Origin of the sequence: Chitinophaga sp. HK235 (assembly GCF_018255755.1) — a bacterium.
Taxonomy (GTDB): domain Bacteria; phylum Bacteroidota; class Bacteroidia; order Chitinophagales; family Chitinophagaceae; genus Chitinophaga.
This window is the reverse complement of record NZ_CP073766.1, coordinates 3,145,388-3,162,342: the sequence shown is the minus strand read 5'-3', so window position 1 is coordinate 3,162,342 and position 16,955 is coordinate 3,145,388. Positions and strand designations below refer to the sequence as shown.

Genomic DNA, 16,955 nt, shown 5'->3' with positions numbered 1-16,955 from the left:
ATTTTAAAGCATGATCAGGTAGTATCCCTAAGTTGTACAGGTTGCTGTAATGCCTGCAGGGAGCGCGGTATGAGACGTGTCAACCAATGCCAGACTGTTTCAGTTTTTTATGAAAGAACTGTAGAGGAATTCTGTATTTAATATTCGAAAGTCGGAAATGCTTGCAAGCAATCGCCAACATACCGCCGGGTAATACACCCGGATAATCATTTTTATCAATATTACACTTATGAAAAAACAAACTGTGATAGCAGTGCTGCTGCTATTGATGGTAGCTTTTGCCCATGCACAAACTCCGTTTGTATCGGGTAAAATTACAAGTAAGGATGGTGCGCCGGTCCCAGGCGCTTCTGTCCGTGTAAAAGGCACCAAAACGGGCGTAGCAGCCAGTGGTGATGGCTCTTTTAAAATAACAGCAAAGGAAGGTGACATCCTCCTTGTTACTGCATTAGGTTATGGAACGGAAGAAATCACAATAGGCCATGATCAAACCGTTAACGTCTCTCTTTCCGACAATTCTAAACAAATTAATGAAGTAACGGTAACAGCACTGGGTATCAAACGGGACAAGCGTATGCTGACCTACAGCGTCGCAGAAATTAAAGGTGCTGCTGTCGTAGAAGCCAAGCAGGATAATATGATCAATGCGCTGGCCGGCAAAATGGCCGGTGTACAGATTACCAATTCCAGTGGTATACCAGGAAGCTCCGCTAAAATAGTAGTACGTGGCAGCACTTCACTGGTGGGCAACAACCAGGCATTGCTGGTCGTTGACGGTGTGCCCGTGAATAACACTGAAGCCGGCAACCCCAGCGGGACAGCCATGTATAACGGTGGTACCACCAACAGGGGCAGCGACATCGACCCCAACATTATTGAAAGTATTACAGTGTTAAAAGGTGCAGCCGCTACCGCCTTGTACGGTTCTGCTGCTGCAAGTGGCGCAGTGGTTATTACCACAAAAAATGGTACTGGTAAAGGTAACAAGACACGACCCAACCTGACAATCAGCAGTAGTTATTCTTTTCAAACACCCACATTTCCAAAGTTTCAGGACAAATTCGCCCAGGGCTATGGAGGGGAATATAAAGAGGATGCCTCCACTTCCTGGGGACCAGCCATCGACACCCTGCGTGTAAATGGAGCACCCATCACCAAACATAACCCCTTAAAGGAATTCTTCAGAACAGGACATACCAGTGATAACAATATTAACGTAACCGGTTATAACGACCGCTCCAACTATCTGTTGTCCTATTCTTACCTGAAAACGGATGGCACAATCCCCAATACGGATTATTCCAGGCACTCCTTGTTTGCAAAGTACAGTGTAAAAATGCTGGACAACCTGCAGTTGACTACACAGTTTAACTATATACAATCAGATAACCATCGTTATGTGGAAGGCAACAACTTCGTAAATCCGCTGTGGACCGTTTACGGAGCGCCTATTTCATGGAACCCGTTTCCTGTTACCAATGAAGATGGCTCCCAGCGCTTATACCGCAGCAACCGTAATAACCCATACTGGATACTGGAAAATACTGGTCTGCGCGAGCGTAACAACCGCATTATCCCGGTGGTTACACTCAGTTATACACCATTGTCCTGGCTCACCATTACAGAAAGAGTGGGTGCTGACATGTATAGCAATGTTGCCGATTACCACGAAGCACCCGGTGCTATCGGATGGGGGAATAGTGGTGCTACACCAAGTACGGGGCAAATGTATAAACGCGATATCAAAAGATATCAGTTTAACCATGACCTGATGATTGAGGCGAGAAAGGATTTTAATAAAGACCTGTTTGGTAACCTGCTCCTCGGAAATAATATTCAGAGCAATTATAATGATAATAACTTGGTACAGGGCGTTGATATGTCTGCTGAAAATCTGTACAATATTAGCAACTTTGCTCAGGTAAATTCCACTTACGGTTATTACAGAACGAGGAAAGTAGGCTTCTATGCACAGGCCAACCTGGAATATAAACGGATGCTTACCCTGGCACTCACCGGCCGTTACGATGGTAGCTCTGTATTATCAAAAGACAATCAGTTTTACCCTTATGGATCGGCTAGTGCAGGATTTATTTTTACAGAGTTATTGAAGATGTCTGATAACCCGATCTTAAATTTTGGTAAAGTGAGGGTTTCCTATTCTGCTGTAGGTAATGATAACATAGGACCCTATTCACTCAATAATCCTTACTTTCAGGCAGGTCCTGGTGTAACTTTCCCCTTCAACGGACAAAATGCCTACTGGCGTACCAGCACATATGCTTTCCCGCTTGTAAATGAAAAACTGAAAGAGTTTGAAGTGGGGCTGGAAGCAAAATTCTTCCGGAACAGAGCTTCTCTGGAGGTTTCTTATTTTGATAGAAAAAGTACCGATCTGCTTACACCCGGAACACCCATCTCCGCAGGAACAGGCTTCAGTAGCGCTTCTCTGAATGCCGGTGCTATGCAGAACAAAGGTGTTGAAGTTACCCTGGGTATTACACCGGTTAAAACAAAAGATCTTACCTGGAATCTTAGCCTCAACTATACAAAGATTACCAACAAAGTGCTGAACCTGGCAAGTGGTATAGACTTCTTCCAGTTAGCCGGATTTACTACTCCCGGAATTTTTGCCTATGCTAATCAGCCTTATGGTGTGATCTATGGTCGCCACTATCAACGTAATGATCAGGGTCAGATGTTGATCGATAATAAGGGCTATCCTATCATTAGTACAGAGCTGGGTCCGATCGGCAGTGTTGTACCAAAATGGAGGGGTGGTATTACCAGTACGCTTAACTACAAAGGGTTCAGTTTCTCCTTCACTATCGATCATAAAAATGGTGGTGAGGTGATCAACCTCGACAATTCCTACCTCTATTATTATGGCACTGCCAAGAAAACGGAGGACAGAGGTACTACTGTTGTGCTGCCGGGTGTAAAGGCTTCCGACAACAAACCCAATGACGTTCCTATCACACTGGGCGAAGACTATTATAAATTCTACTCCAAAGTGGATGGAAGCAGCGTGGAAGACGGCTCTTTCCTGAAACTGAGACAGGTATCCCTGGCTTATGATCTGAGTACTTACTTATTAAAAAGAACAGGATTTAAATCACTGGTACTTTCTGTAACCGGCACCAACTTTATACTGCATAAAAATTATACCGGCTCTGATCCGGAGGTAAGTCTGGGAGGAACAGGCAATGGAGATAGTTTTTCCAACTTTATGGTGCCATCCAACAAAAGTATTATAGTAGGATTGAAAGTTGCCTTTTAATGACTGTTTAAAGCTAATTACATGAGAATTATAAAAATGTTCGTCCTCATTGGTGGCCTGGTGTTTATCAATACTGGCTGCAAAAAATTCCTCGATATCAATGACGACCCTAATAATCCTTTATCGGTAAAAGAAGTGCAGCTGCTGCCAGGTATAGAAGCAGCGACTTCCAGTCTGGTAGTAGGCGGAACTAGTACCAATATTACCGCTTACTGGATGCAACAGCTTTCACTGAATCAACAGGCGCCCAACCTTGAGTCCTATCTGATTAATGGTACAGATGTTAACAATACCTGGAATTACGAGCTTTATACCAGTGTTTTTGCTAATCTGAATATAATGACATCCCAGGCTGTCAATGCAAAACATAACCGCTACGCAGCTATTGGTAAAACATTGTTTGCTTACAACCTGGCCATCGCTTCAGACTTGTGGAATAACATACCTTATTCCGAGGGTTTCCGGATACCGGAGGTGATGAAACCCAAATATGATAGTCAGGAGAATGTCTATCGGACTATTCAGCAGATGTTGGACAGTGCCTTGTATTATATCAACCAGCCAGCCGGTGTAGCGGTTCCCGGCGGAGATGATTTTATCTACAAGGGAGATATGACACAGTGGAAAAAGCTGATTTATACCCTCAAGGCAAGGTATTATCTGCGGCTGTCCAAAGCGCCGGGCCGTACGGCTGCCTTGCAGGCAGATAGTGCATTAACGGCGCTGCAGAATGGTTTTGGAAATAACGACGATAATGCTTTTGTTCCTTATCCCGGAACAGGAAACGGTTCCAATCCCTGGTTTTATAACTTTAGCGCTGCTTCCGGTGGTGTGGTACTGGGTCAGTCTTTTGTAGATTCCCTGAAATCCCGTAACGATCCCAGGTTACCGATCATTGCTAAGAAAAATGCTGATGGCGTATATGTAGGTAGAAAAGTGGGGGACAAGCCCGCTGGTAACGCCAGCGCATACTCTGGGGTGAATAGTTTTTATGGCGGTGCAGCAGCCAAACTGTACCTGGCCACTTATAGCGAAGCATTATTCATCAAGGCAGAGGCCACGCTTATTAAACAGGGTGCAGCTGCCGCCCAGCCAGTGTACCAGACCGCCATCGCAGCGCATATGTCTTTGCTGGGTGTTGCGGCTGATGCTCAACAGGCATATATCGCTTCAAGACCTGCCCTGACAGATGCAAATGCAGTGCAACAGATTATTTCAGAAAAATATATTGCAGATTTCCTGTCACCGGAAGTGTACAACGACTGGCGCCGTACCGGATTCCCCCAGCTGATACCTTATGTAGGTACAGGTGTAAATGGTATTCCGAGAAGATGGCCCTATCCTGCAACCGAATTGCTGACTAACCCTCAGCCGGATCAAAAAGCAACCGTTAATGATCGTGTCTGGTGGGATACTTCTAACTAGACGAAATGGAGAAGAGAAAAAGGCTGTCCTTTATAGGACGGCCTTTTTTTATTGTTAAAATAAACAACTTCAGGATATGTTACCGCAGTTTAAAAATGCCGGTCCCTTCCGGTATTGAGGGGATTAATCAGCGATCTGTTGGAATAAGTGGCCAACTCAAATTCACTGATGTTGATTGACAGAAAGGAAATATCCGGAAATAACGATGTTAGTTTTTGTATAATCACATTGGAAAGATGTGCCTTTTGTTCTGTGGTCCGCCCTTCCATAATACTGCCAAAAATATGCAGAAAACTATGTTTACCTTTCCCTAACCGGTAATGCTCATAACTCTTCAATCGCACCTTGATATCATTCTCCGCAAACAATCCTGTTGTTTCTGCTGCATCATAAACGGTATCCATAATAACATCAGCTGGCTGCTGTTCCAGTATATTCTGAGAACATTCTATTACAAAGTGAGGCATGTGTCGGGTTATTGGGTGAAGACATAAACTTACCACATTTCGGGTTAATAATATTACAGATTGACCACTATACCAAGATTGGCTACCGCTCCGCTGCCTTTCACATAATACCTGCCCTCGGAAGTAGCACCGCGTATGGCGGAGTGGACAGGGTAGTAGTTGGCGTTAAAGAGATTGTTGACGGAGAAGTTGACTGTAACATATTTCAACCTGTAAGAAGTAAACAGATCGAACAAGGTATATCCTGTTACAGGATACTTTCCGTAATTGTATTTTTCTTTTGGAAACACATCTCTGGAGCCGACATTCACCATCTGGAGCATCAGGTCCCAGCGGCGGGTGATGCTGAAGCTGGCGTTGGCACCTATTTTCAGTGGAGAGATGATGGAGTTGTCAGGTTTGGCATCGTAGTGGCCGTTGTTTTGGGTATCTTCTCTGCCATCCATATAACCCAGGAGGCCGCCGAGTTTAAGCCAGTCGGTGGCTTTATAACCCAGCACGGCTTCTGCTCCGTATATCCGTTGAGGTATCTGTATCAGCTCGTAGTTGCCCGGAACCGTGGTTTCAGCATAGGTGGTGCCCTTTTGGGTGCTGCTGTAGTATCCTGTTAATTCATAGTTTAATCTGTGCCAGGCACCGCTGATGCCTGCTTCGAAGTTATTCACTTTAACAGGAGAAACATTGATAGCATTGAGGGAGACACCATTACGGAGAATCAGCCCTACATCACCGATGGAAAAACCCTGTGAAAAGCTGGCAAAGGGTTGCAGATAGGATAATTTATTGAATCGTGCGCCGGCGTTAAATACAACGGTATTGTAGGTATTGCTGGCTCCCTGTGTGAGTATGTTTCCTTTGGTGAGATCGCCGGTTTTGAAGTGCAGGTTCTCATACCTGGCACCGGCTTTCAGTATCCAGTGATGATGAAGTACCCATTTCGACTGAACATAAGGCGCAATGCTGTTCATATTCATATCCGGGGTGATCAGTTTGCTGGCCATATCTTTTTGGACCGTATGGTCTTTCAGGAAATCAAAACCATAAATCAGCTGCAGGCTGATGTTCCGGGATAAGGAGAAAGGCGTATTCAAATTCAGCCTGGTGCCCCAGTGGTCCGAAAATACCTGGTTATAGGCTTCAAATACGGAATTAATATCGTCGTAGTAGGCAATCAGGCTGGCTTCTGTTTTCCCGAAAGTGCCGGTGTATCTGATGTTAAGGGTTTTGTTGTAGGGTGTACCACCCAGGATATTGGTATCCCCGGGAATACCAATGGCGGGAGAAACCCCGAATTTACCTGGGGTACCGATATACTTACTATCCTGAATGCTGTTATAGTAGTTGCCCATTACTTCTACTCTGTGCTGGTCGTTGATGTTGTATCCAAGTTTGACCAGGGCATTGTAGGTCCGGGTTTCGCCAAGGCCGTAAAAGGGGCTTACTACTTCTCCGTCGGCAGATCTTACCACGTCGCTATGGGCCATCTTACCCTGGATCACATAATCGAACTTCTTTACTTCCCCACTGAATAACTGTGAAATATTATAACCATAGGTGCCATCTGTTTTAGCGAGGTTCAGGCTATTGTTGAAATAGGTGGAAGAGCTGAATGGAACGCCTTTTACCGGTTTTTTGGTGATGTAGTTGATGATACCGCCGGCAGCACCGTTGCCATACATGGAAGACGCACCGTTGATCACTTCCACATGGTCTATCGCGCTCACGTCTATCGTTCTGAGATCGCGGCCTCCGTTCCGGAGTGGGGTGGATTGCGGGACGCCATCGATCAGCACCAGAAAATTCCGGCCACGCAGTTTACCCGCAAAATTATTCTGACTTTCTTCACTGGCTGAGATACCCGGCACTTTCTGCATCAGGATATAAGGCAGGTTATTGTTGATTTGTGCCTGTTTCTCCACTTCTTTCCTGGAAATAACAGTCACAGAGGAAGGTACGTCATTGATGCTTTCGGCTACCCTGCTGGCAGTGACAATTATTTCTCCCAGCTGGCTGGTGGTATCTGTCTGTCTCTTGTATTTGGTGCTGTCCTGGCTGTAAGCCTTGCCGGTGGCCAGCAGGCAGATAAGCGCAATTTTGGTTGAATGGCGTGCAAGTAATGATGACATGCTGGTCTGTTATATTTTACAGGTAAATTTTTATTATGAATTGGGCGCAAAATTATGCTGTATAAAGGTCCCGGGCTACTCGAAAGCGGAAAAATTATCGTGCAAAAAATTTCCCGGATTTAAGCAGATAGTATCGATTGCATAGCTGCTTTTATGGACAGTCTGTTTCCCGGGACAAAAAAGATTACTATTTTCATCCAAGTTTATACTTCAATCCATCGCTTATGAAATTTAATATAATCCCTGTGCTACTGACCATGCTGGTCACCACTGCTTATGCCCAAACACCAAAGTTTGGAACATCACGGGTCCTTTTTGCTGCACAAGACAAGATCTTCGCTACACCTGTTTTGTACAAACAGTCGATTCTGACAGCGAGTATGGACGGTCATCTGTATTCCATCAACAAAAAAACAGGGGCACAGAACTGGAAATTCAAGGCAGCAGCCGGAATTGCCACTGAACCGGCAGTTTCCGATGCAACCGTTTTTGTAGGTAGTTATGATGGTTATTATTATGCGGTCAATGCCAACAGTGGTAAACCCATATGGAAATTTAAAACCGGTGGAGAGCGCAGGATCGGTGCCATCGGATATTGGGGTATGGAACCAGCTACTCAGTACATGGAAGATCAGTATGATCTGTATTTGTCCGCTCCGGCAACAGACCCTTCTTCTGTGTATTTCGGCAGCAGCGACAGCTGTGTCTATGCGCTGAACAAAGCCAATGGGAAAGTCCGCTGGAAATACAAAACAAACGGACCGGTACATGCGGGCGTTACCTGCAGTAACAACATCCTGCTGGCCGGAAGCTGGGATACCTATATTTATGCGCTGGATACACGCTCCGGCAAACTGTTATGGAAGTTCAAAAGTAAAGATCATCCAAAGGAGCATGTGCTGGAAGGCATACAGGCTAAACCGGTGGTGGGCGACAGCACCGTGTACATCGGAACCAGGGATGCCCGGCTGTATGCGCTGGACTTATTTACCGGCCATAAAAAATGGGAATACAGTGCCGGAGATGCCTGGATTGTAGGAGCGGCGGCAATAGCCGGCAATCATGTTTACGTAGGTACCTCTGATAGTTTCCTTATGGTAGACGTTGATGCCGCTACCGGCAAGGAACTCAACCGCCATAAAGGCGGCGGCTATATATTCGGAGCACCGGTAGTATCAGGTAATACGCTCAGCTATGGCGATTTCACCGGCAGACTGTTTCTGATAAATACCAACAACTGGCAGCAGGTGGATCATTTTGATACGCCCGGCAGAAATCAGTATGCTGCCACTAACCTGGACAGCCTGGGCAGGATCCGGTTCCGTCGGCTTGCTGCCGGGGCTAACCCCAATCTATATACGACCACTTTAACGGTCATGGATAAACTGTATCAACTGGCTCCTTTTGTGACAGCGCCGCTGATCGATGGAGATACGATATACGCTGCTGCTGCAGATGGTAAGCTTTACGCGATCACCTTTAGATAGGTTTTCCTGAATCAACATATCCGGGGGCTGCTTTTAAAAGCAGCCCTTTTTGTTTTAAGAAAAATAAGTAATTGATATTTTTTGAAACATTGTTGCATATTTGTTTTATTTTTAAATTGCAACAATGTTTCAAAAAATATTCGATAAAAAACCGTTCCCTTTTTACAGGCAGTCTGATGCGATGGACTGCGGGCCCACCTGTCTGAAGATGATAGCGGCATATTACGGGAAGGTATATCCGTTGCAGTACCTGCGTAATGCCTGCCATATATCCAGACAGGGAGTCACTTTTGCGGATATGATCGTGGCAGCTGAACAGCTGGGCTTTAAAACGCTGCCCGCCGAACTGCCTTTTGCTGTGTTGGCCCGAAAGGCGCCACTGCCCTGCATCCTGCATTGGGATAAACAGCATTTTGTCGTGCTGTATCATATTACTGCAACACAGGTGTATGTTGCCGACCCGGCACTGGGGCGGCGCAGCAGATACTCCGTCCCCGAATTTATGGCCGCCTGGCAGGTCAGTGAAGAGGCCAGCTATGGCCGTGCGCTGTTCCTGGAGCCGGGGCCCGCTTTCCATGAAGCAGCGAAAATACAGGAACCAACGGCCTCTGTAAAGCTACTGTGGCCTTATCTGAAAGCACATCGTAAAAGCATGCTGCCGGTGATGCTGACTTTATTGCTGGCCAGTCTGTTTTCGTTACTCACGCCCTTGCTCACCCAGGCGATCATGGACAAAGGCATTCAGGGCCGACAGGTGCCGCTGTTGTTATTGATTGGTGCCGGGCTGCTGGCCCTTTTCCTGGGAAGGATGGTCGCTGATTTTATTCGTGCACGACTGTTGCTGCAGGTCGGGGCCCGCATCAGTATGGGCATGCTCAAAGACTTCCTGCATAAGCTTCTGCGATTGCCCATCTCTTTTTTTGATAACAGACAGGCAGGAGATAATATGCAACGTGTGACAGACAACCAGCGGGTAGAGGACTTTCTCACGGTATCGCTTATCAGCTTTGTGTTGTCGGTGGTAACAATACTGGTGTTGGGAGGGGTGCTGTTGTATTACAACGGGCTTATCTTCATTCTGTTTATGGCAGGAGCGGCTATCGGCATGTTGTGGACCTGGGCTTTCCGCGAGCGCCGCAGCCGCCTCGACCAGAAAAGATTCCGCGTACTGGCTGCCAACCAGGACATGTTGCTGGAGATGTTCAGCGGCATGCAGGAGATCAGGCTCACCGGCAGCGAAACCGGAAAAACAACACAGTGGGAAAACATACAGGAACGTTCCATAGAAGTAAAGCTGGAGAGCCTTCGGCTGGATCAGCTGGTGCAGGGAGTGGCACTCTTCATCAATGAATCCCGTAATGTACTGGTGACCTGCTTTTCGGCGATACTCGTGGTCAACGGGCAACTCACACTGGGGGCCATGCTGGCCATTACTTACACCTGCGGGCAACTGAGTGCGCCGGTGGCACAGCTGACAGACTTTATCCGTGCCTTGCAGAACACCCGCTTCAGTCTGCGCCGCATGGCTGAAGTACATCATGAAGCAGATGAAGATGGTCCGCAGCAGCCGGAACTTCCGCTGGCAGCTGTAATGGGGCAGGATATACGATTACAGCATGTATCATTCCGCTACGGACATAAGTTTTCCCCACTGATACTGCAAAACCTGGATCTTGTTATACCAGCCGGCAAAGTGACTGCCATCGTAGGTATGAGCGGCAGCGGAAAAACCACCCTCCTGAAATTATTACTAAAATTTTATCAGCCACTGGAAGGAATGGTATGGCTGGGAAAAACGCCGCTGCAGCAGTATTCCGCAAAATCATGGCGACAGCACTGTGGTGTGGTTATGCAGGATGGATATGTGTTTCGCGATACAATTGCTAATAACATTTTTAGCGGTACCGGTACCAGAGACTATGAACGGCTATACGAAGCCTGCCGCATGGCATGCATACACGATTTTTTTACGGCCCTGCCTTTCGGATACGAAACACTGATCGGGAAAGATGGTTACGGCCTCAGTGAAGGCCAGACACAACGTCTGCTCATTGCCCGGCTCATCTACCGAAATCCCGCTGTGGTATTGCTCGATGAAGCCACTAATTCACTGGATGCGCACAACGAACGTGCAATCATCAACAACCTGCAGGAATTTTTTACTGGTAAAACGGTGGTGGTGGTGGCACATCGTCTCAGTACCGTAAAACATGCCGATCAGATACTGGTGATGGACAAGGGTGTCATTGTGGAAAGCGGCACACATCAAACACTGGCATCCAGCGGTGGCGCCTATTATCAACTTGTTAAAAACCAGCTTGAGCTGGGAAAATAGATATCATCCTATGACACTGAAAATATTTCCTTATGCACTGGTGCGTTATGCTGCTATGCCATTCCATGAGCTGAAAGCCATGGAAATACAGGGATTGTCTGCATATATGGCTGCTGCTGAACAGCTGGAAACCAACATCCGGCAACAACAGAATGCACTCTGTGATCAGTTATATATCGCCATACAGTCGGCGACAGATAACAGGGCCAGGCAAGGCCTGTTGCAACTCAAACGCACTGTTTACAATGGCCGCATGCCGGCAACGGATATCCATGTTGATAACCCTGCATTAGACGAACAGTTATGCCAATACCGGCAACTGCTGGAGAAAAAACATGCGCTGCAACAGGAATGGCAGCTGCAGTTTGAAGAACAGCAGCGTCAGCACAGGCAACAGTTACAGCGGTGGGCGCAGCAGGAGTTGTTACGCAAAGGTATCCTGCTTTCCAGTCCTGTACTGTATGCGCAGCTGGACAGCTTTGTCGGCACGGATCCGGCTGCTTTCAAAATACGCGAACAGAAAAATGAGTATAGCCTGCTCCGTTATATCACCCGGATGGCAGCTAAAACTTCTCCCTTCAGCACTTTTACCTATACGGGAACGGCTACACTGGATATGGACAGTAGGCAGGCGACACAATCCCCTTCCGGCATCATTAGCAACGTCCGGTTGAACAACAGTCTGTTCGCCTATCTGCGCGCTTTGATAATACATCATCCTGTATTAAACGAGCTGCTGGAAGTAAGACTTAATGCCACCGCCACGATAGATGAAACGCATGTACATTTTCTGGTGAACTATTTTAATGTAGAAGCGTTTCAACGACTACCCGCACGCAATCTGGCCCTGTGGCTGTATCATTATCTGCAGGAACAAACAGTCCCACACACGATTGCTGCGCTCACTGCTATACTAGCGCCACAGATACCTGATGCCGACCGGGAAAGTATTAAATCTTTTCTGTTGAAACTGGCTGCCAGCGGACTTCTGGAGCTGAGTATCGGTTGCTCAGGGGTAGATCCGGAATGGGACAGTGCACTGGCTGTTTCCCTGTCTGCAGCTGCGCATCAGCATCCATCTATCACATCACTGTATAACCTGCTGATAACGTTGAAGGCTAAACGGAAGGAATATGTGACAGCTTGTTCTGCAAATCGTTTTCAGTTGCTGCAGGAGGCAGCACATATGCTGAACACCACTACCAGCCAGTTACAGACAGAAGCCGGATTGAAACCATCCGTTCCCGGGGAATCTTTGCCGCCGCCTGTTGCTACCCCTTCTTTTGAAGTGAATCATTTTATACCACGGTATTTTATGCCCCAGGATATTTTTTATGAAGATGCCAGCATAAAAGAAAATAACCCGTTGCCAGCGAAAGATGTACAGATCCTGATAGACAAAGCCGAACGCTTATGCCGGTTACTGGAACCTTTTGACATGTTGCAGGAAGAAAGAAAAAATATGTGTGATTTTTTCCTGCAGCATTACGGTCCTGCACAAACAATCAGCATCACCGGTTTCTACCATGCCTATTATCTTCAGGTGAAGAAACAACAGGCTAAACAGGCGGAATCACCTGTCATGGAAATGCCTGAAACATTGCAACTAGAAGTAGATGGGGTACAGGTGAATATTACCGGCCAGGGGCTGATGCCAGCCTCCGGTGCAGTCTCCAGAGGAATGTTTGTGCAGTTGTTTTATACCGGTGAAGATACTTCGTCACAGCTGCATGGTGTAGTGAATGCATTATTGCCAGGCATGGGCAAGGTAGCAGGCCGTTTCCTGCATCTCTTCGATCCGGGAGTGACCGCTGCTTTCAGGGAATGGAACAAGGCACTGTATCCCGCGCATAAGATGATGGAGCTGAATGATGGTTCTGTTTTTAACGCCAATATTCATCCGCCATTGCTGGACCATGAGATTGCCATCCCCGGCGGAAGTAATAATTATTCACCAGAGCAGCACATCTCACTGAAAACAGTGATGTTGCGGTATGATGCGGAACAACATCGGTTATGCCTATACGATAGGGGCAGCGGAAAAGAAGTATATGCCTATGATCTATGCCTGGAGTCGTTTTATAACCGCTCTCATTTTTACCGGCTGCTGGCCCATTTCAACCCGGAGCCGAGGCTGCCCCTGCGTGGCCTCATTGCGGCAGTAGATCGCAGGCAGGCTGATCAACACAAGGCGGACGCACCGGTTAAACTGAAGCCGCGTATAGTTTTTGAAGAACGTCTTGTCCTAAGAAGACAAGGCTGGCTGGTAGATACAGCTGATATTCCAATCCCGGTCAAAGGAGAACCGGATGCCGCTTATTTCCTGAGGCTACAGCAGTGGAGAATCAACCATCATCTGCCGGAACAGGTATTTGTTTTTCTGAAATCACCTTACATACCGGCATCACCGGATAAAGCGGGTAATTTACATCGCGATGATTATAAACCACAATACATCAGTTTTATACAACCATTGCTGGTAGGGGTTTTTAGAAAGATGCTCACAAGGGCCGGCGCTCATTGTTACCTGGAAGAAGTACTGCCGGATGCCGGAAAACAGGCTACTGTAACAGAACATATGCTTCACTGGTATAAATATTGACAAATGAAGCGCTCGTGGTTATCTGTACATTTATTTTATGCCGGTGATCTGAATCATCTCCTGTACCTGCTGGTAGCTCCCGCAGTAGCGCAGATAGGTGTGCCTTTTTTCTTCATCCGCTATTGGGAAGGTGGACCGCATATACGGTTGCGCCTATACGTAGATGAAACAGATGAAAAACAGGTGAAAGAATATCTGGAAGCAGCAGCTGGCAGGTATTTCCTGCAATATCCGTCCCAGCGCCAGGATAAGGATTATCAGCCACCGCTGCTGCCGAATGATTCGTTGCAGTATATCACCTATATTCCGGAAATCAGCCGCTATGGCGATGAACGGAGCATACATCTGGCCGAACAGCAGTTTGGAATATCTGCTGCCTATGTATTGCAGCAAACATCTACCTCGCTGGTACAGGCTGTTAAGTTAAACATCGCCACCCTGCAGGCTTTGCAGGCCACGCCTTTCGAAACACTGGATGTCTGTCACCGTTTTGTGCAGGCATGGCTGCCTCGTTTATACGATCGTAACAAAGACCTGTCGCAGCAGGAACAGCATTACAAACAATTACTGCAACTACGCTTTGATGCTTATGCACCTGCACTCACCAACGCGGCTGTCAGTCTCTGGCAGGAGATAGCAGAGGGCCGCACCACCGATGCGTTGCAAACATTCGCAGACGGCAACCGGATAGTTTTCCAGCAATATCGCCTGTTAGGCTTCAGCAACAGACAACTCGGCGATATCACCGGCAGCTTCCTTCACATGGGTCACAACCGTCTCGGTGTATCCAATCTGGATGAAGCCTATATCATGTATTTCACAGGCAAATGTCTTGAACATATCTATGGCATCACTCACTGAAAAAGATATTCAGATCATAGAAACAGAACTGCAGCGAATTGCAGCGGTATTGTTGCCCGCCATCCAACCGGAAGCAGTGACACAACGTACAGACCTGTTTAACGGCAGCGCTGGCGTGCTCCTCTTTTACCTGAAGCTCTATGAACATTATCAGGACCCGGCATATCTTCAAACCTGTATATCGGCTGCGGATACACTGTTGTATCATCCCGGCATCCTGCAACAACAATACTATACACTTTATACCGGTGCTACCGGATTGTTGTATCTGTGCATAAAAATGTATGAAACAACCGGCCGGCAGCATTACCTCGATCGGGCGCTGTTACTGGTGGCGCATTTCAGGGAAGGTATATTACAAGGAGTCGTGCAGGATGATTTTCTCAGTGGTCATGCAGGAAACATCTTTGTACTCACTTACCTGCACGCACATACGCAGCAGGAAGAGCTGTTGCCCATAATAAAAGCACTTGCCGATACCATGGTGCTTCATGCCCGCATTGCGCCACAGGGGCTGAAATGGGGGCATGTCAAGATGAGTTATGATTGTCTGACCGGTTTTTCGCATGGTGCGTCCGGTATTGCCTATGGGCTATTGCAGGCCGCCACTTACTTCCAGGATGAAGGGTTGTATTACCTGGCCACGCAGGCGCTGGATTATGAGATGCAGTACTATGATCCGGAAACCCGCAACTGGCTCGATCTTCGTCTTACCAGTACTCATCTCCGGCAGGAAGATATCCTCAGTTGGCAGCTGTCACGTTTCCGGGAGTATGCCAGCGATACCAACACCTGGGCGCATGGCGCGGCAGGAGTAGGGATGGCCCGGCTCTATGCCTGGCAGCTGTTCCAACGGCCAGACTGGCTGCAGCAGGTACTGGATGCGCTGCAACGCGCCCTGGAAGATGCGCAGCTATTGAAACGGGGAGATTTTACACTCTGCAGCGGCTACGGCGGTATCGTTTTTTTTCTGCTGCAGGCGGCGGTAGTATTGGAGCAGCCGGACTTACGCCTAACGGCGCAGCAGATAGCGCTGCAGGCGGTACATTATTATCTGCTGCATGGAACCTATAACAGTTATGTACCCACGAAACCGCTCGATCCCGGGCTTTTCTCCGGGCTCGCAGGAGTGGGGTATATGCTGCTGTCTGCGTTGATGCCTTTCCGTGAGGACACCATTTTACATCCTGTTATCCGCGGAACGAGCCAGCAGGCGATATCTCCGCTGTATGCTCCCGGTGAAATAAAGCAGCGGCTGTTTTCGCGGTATTACCCCAACACGGTGAAACAATTATCACAACATGGAAAGAACCTGCCGGATGCAGCAGACATCCACACCTGGGAGATATTGCTGCAACAGGAAGCGGCTGCTATGTCATCAGCAACCCGGGATTGTTTTGCTTTTGAATATCAACTGACAGCCATGTGGAAAGCACATCAGGGACTGTTGTGCCATATGAGAAGAAAAGAACTGTTAATGGCCGATGCCGGCCGTCTACAGGACAGCCCGCAGGATATATGGCTGCATACGGTTTTTGTGCCAGTGGAACAGGTACAGTTGTGCCATACGCAATGGCCATGGCATCTTCAGGAAGATATGATGGATGCCGGTGATTATTATTATCTGTTGCAAAGCCATGAATATGGCATCTCTGTATTCCCGGTGGGAAAACTAACGGCGGTTATCTTCAGTAACCTGCAACACGGCCGTATATTACAGGATATAATAACACTCCTCTTCGGACAAACAGCAGGAGAGCAGGCAGTAGCCACTGTTATTGCACAAACTTCAGTGATGATACAGCAGGGTTTTATCAAACGTTATCATTAAAAAAGAGGCCATCTCAAAAGTGAATTTTTCCTGATTTTATTCGGGTGCATTACTGTACAGCCGCCGCGTTGAGATATAAATGCAGTGATAAAAATAAACATCCTTTCACACTGTTAGTACGCTGCGGTTGCGCAGCCTATGCAGACCTAAGAACGAACTTTATATCTCACCAAAATCAATTCCGTTATGAAAAAGAAAAAATTGAATCTCCGTAAACTCACCCTGAACAAAGAAGTGATCAGCGATTTATCCCAGCAACAGATAGTAGGTGGAGGAACCATGCCCTGGGATGAAACCTGCTTCTGCACCCGTGATTGTGTTTCCTGGGACGTCAATGGTCCTACCTGTTTCTTATCGTGTCGTTCTGTGTGTCGCCCATTAGACGGGCATAAAGAATAAATCCAACATTTAAGCCCAAACATTTCTGTGCTTGCCTACAGGCCCCTTTATCTGTAGGCGATTGGTGTTGAATAAACCTTGATGTACTTAAAACATAAAAGGACGTCTCAGTTATTTGAGACGTCCCCTTTTCATCGCATCA

10 protein-coding genes are annotated in these 16,955 nt (G+C 47.2%); 8 read left to right on the top strand and 2 right to left on the bottom strand.

The window, feature by feature from the left end; all coding sequences use genetic code 11:
- Positions 1-229: 229 nt before the first annotated feature.
- Together KD145_RS11025 and KD145_RS11020 are read left to right on the top strand one after the other, a co-directional pair.
- Entirely contained in the window at positions 230-3,280 is a 3,051-nt protein-coding gene (locus KD145_RS11025; protein ID WP_212005932.1) for a SusC/RagA family TonB-linked outer membrane protein, read from the top strand.
- 21 nt (positions 3,281-3,301) lie between these two features.
- Positions 3,302-4,705, top strand: coding sequence for a SusD/RagB family nutrient-binding outer membrane lipoprotein (locus KD145_RS11020; RefSeq protein ID WP_212005931.1), 1,404 nt, complete (start codon positions 3,302-3,304; stop codon positions 4,703-4,705).
- Between the two features lie 89 nt (positions 4,706-4,794).
- Here KD145_RS11020 and KD145_RS11015 read toward each other — a convergent pair whose 3' ends face one another.
- Together KD145_RS11015 and KD145_RS11010 are read right to left on the bottom strand one after the other, a co-directional pair.
- Positions 4,795-5,172: a 5-carboxymethyl-2-hydroxymuconate Delta-isomerase gene (locus tag KD145_RS11015; protein WP_212005930.1), complete on the bottom strand. Its 378-nt coding sequence runs from the start codon at positions 5,170-5,172 to the stop codon at positions 4,795-4,797.
- Positions 5,173-5,225: 53 nt separating this feature from the next.
- Entirely contained in the window at positions 5,226-7,298 is a 2,073-nt protein-coding gene (locus KD145_RS11010; protein WP_212005929.1) for a TonB-dependent receptor, read from the bottom strand.
- A 224-nt stretch (positions 7,299-7,522) separates the two neighbouring features.
- Here KD145_RS11010 and KD145_RS11005 point away from each other — a divergent pair, with 224 nt between their 5' ends.
- From KD145_RS11005 to KD145_RS10980, 6 genes are all read left to right on the top strand, one after another.
- Positions 7,523-8,785 carry a PQQ-binding-like beta-propeller repeat protein gene (locus KD145_RS11005; protein WP_212005928.1) on the top strand — a complete coding sequence of 421 codons (1,263 nt, stop codon included), beginning with the start codon at positions 7,523-7,525 and terminating at the stop codon, positions 8,783-8,785.
- Positions 8,786-8,909: 124 nt separating this feature from the next.
- Positions 8,910-11,120 carry a peptidase domain-containing ABC transporter gene (locus KD145_RS11000; protein ID WP_212005927.1) on the top strand — a complete coding sequence of 737 codons (2,211 nt, stop codon included), beginning with the start codon at positions 8,910-8,912 and terminating at the stop codon, positions 11,118-11,120.
- Between the two features lie 10 nt (positions 11,121-11,130).
- Positions 11,131-13,722 carry a lantibiotic dehydratase gene (locus KD145_RS10995; RefSeq protein ID WP_212005926.1) on the top strand — a complete coding sequence of 864 codons (2,592 nt, stop codon included), beginning with the start codon at positions 11,131-11,133 and terminating at the stop codon, positions 13,720-13,722.
- A gap of 3 nt (positions 13,723-13,725) precedes the next feature.
- The gene (locus tag KD145_RS10990; protein WP_212005925.1) at positions 13,726-14,583 is read left to right on the top strand and encodes a thiopeptide-type bacteriocin biosynthesis protein; all 858 of its coding nucleotides are present in this window, start codon (positions 13,726-13,728) and stop codon (positions 14,581-14,583) included.
- Complete coding sequence (locus KD145_RS10985; RefSeq protein WP_212005924.1) at positions 14,567-16,414, top strand: lanthionine synthetase LanC family protein; 1,848 nt, start codon at positions 14,567-14,569, stop codon at positions 16,412-16,414. The genes KD145_RS10990 and KD145_RS10985 overlap by 17 nt, the downstream gene beginning before the upstream one ends.
- A 186-nt stretch (positions 16,415-16,600) precedes the next feature.
- Positions 16,601-16,813 carry a class I lanthipeptide gene (locus KD145_RS10980; RefSeq protein WP_212005923.1) on the top strand — a complete coding sequence of 71 codons (213 nt, stop codon included), beginning with the start codon at positions 16,601-16,603 and terminating at the stop codon, positions 16,811-16,813.
- Positions 16,814-16,955 lie beyond the last annotated feature (142 nt).

Bases quoted from the DNA above. Each gene is read 5' to 3' on its own strand.
- KD145_RS10980 (WP_212005923.1), top strand. From the start codon at position 16,601: ATGAAAAAGAAAAAATTGAATCTCCGTAAACTCACCCTGAACAAAGAA.
- KD145_RS11000 (WP_212005927.1), top strand. From the start codon at position 8,910: ATGTTTCAAAAAATATTCGATAAAAAACCGTTCCCTTTTTACAGGCAG.
- KD145_RS11015 (WP_212005930.1), bottom strand. From the start codon at position 5,172: ATGCCTCACTTTGTAATAGAATGTTCTCAGAATATACTGGAACAGCAG.
- KD145_RS10985 (WP_212005924.1), top strand. From the start codon at position 14,567: ATGGCATCACTCACTGAAAAAGATATTCAGATCATAGAAACAGAACTG.
- KD145_RS10995 (WP_212005926.1), top strand. From the start codon at position 11,131: ATGACACTGAAAATATTTCCTTATGCACTGGTGCGTTATGCTGCTATG.
- KD145_RS11005 (WP_212005928.1), top strand. From the start codon at position 7,523: ATGAAATTTAATATAATCCCTGTGCTACTGACCATGCTGGTCACCACT.
- KD145_RS11020 (WP_212005931.1), top strand. From the start codon at position 3,302: ATGAGAATTATAAAAATGTTCGTCCTCATTGGTGGCCTGGTGTTTATC.
- KD145_RS11025 (WP_212005932.1), top strand. From the start codon at position 230: ATGAAAAAACAAACTGTGATAGCAGTGCTGCTGCTATTGATGGTAGCT.
- KD145_RS11010 (WP_212005929.1), bottom strand. From the start codon at position 7,298: ATGTCATCATTACTTGCACGCCATTCAACCAAAATTGCGCTTATCTGC.
- KD145_RS10990 (WP_212005925.1), top strand. From the start codon at position 13,726: ATGAAGCGCTCGTGGTTATCTGTACATTTATTTTATGCCGGTGATCTG.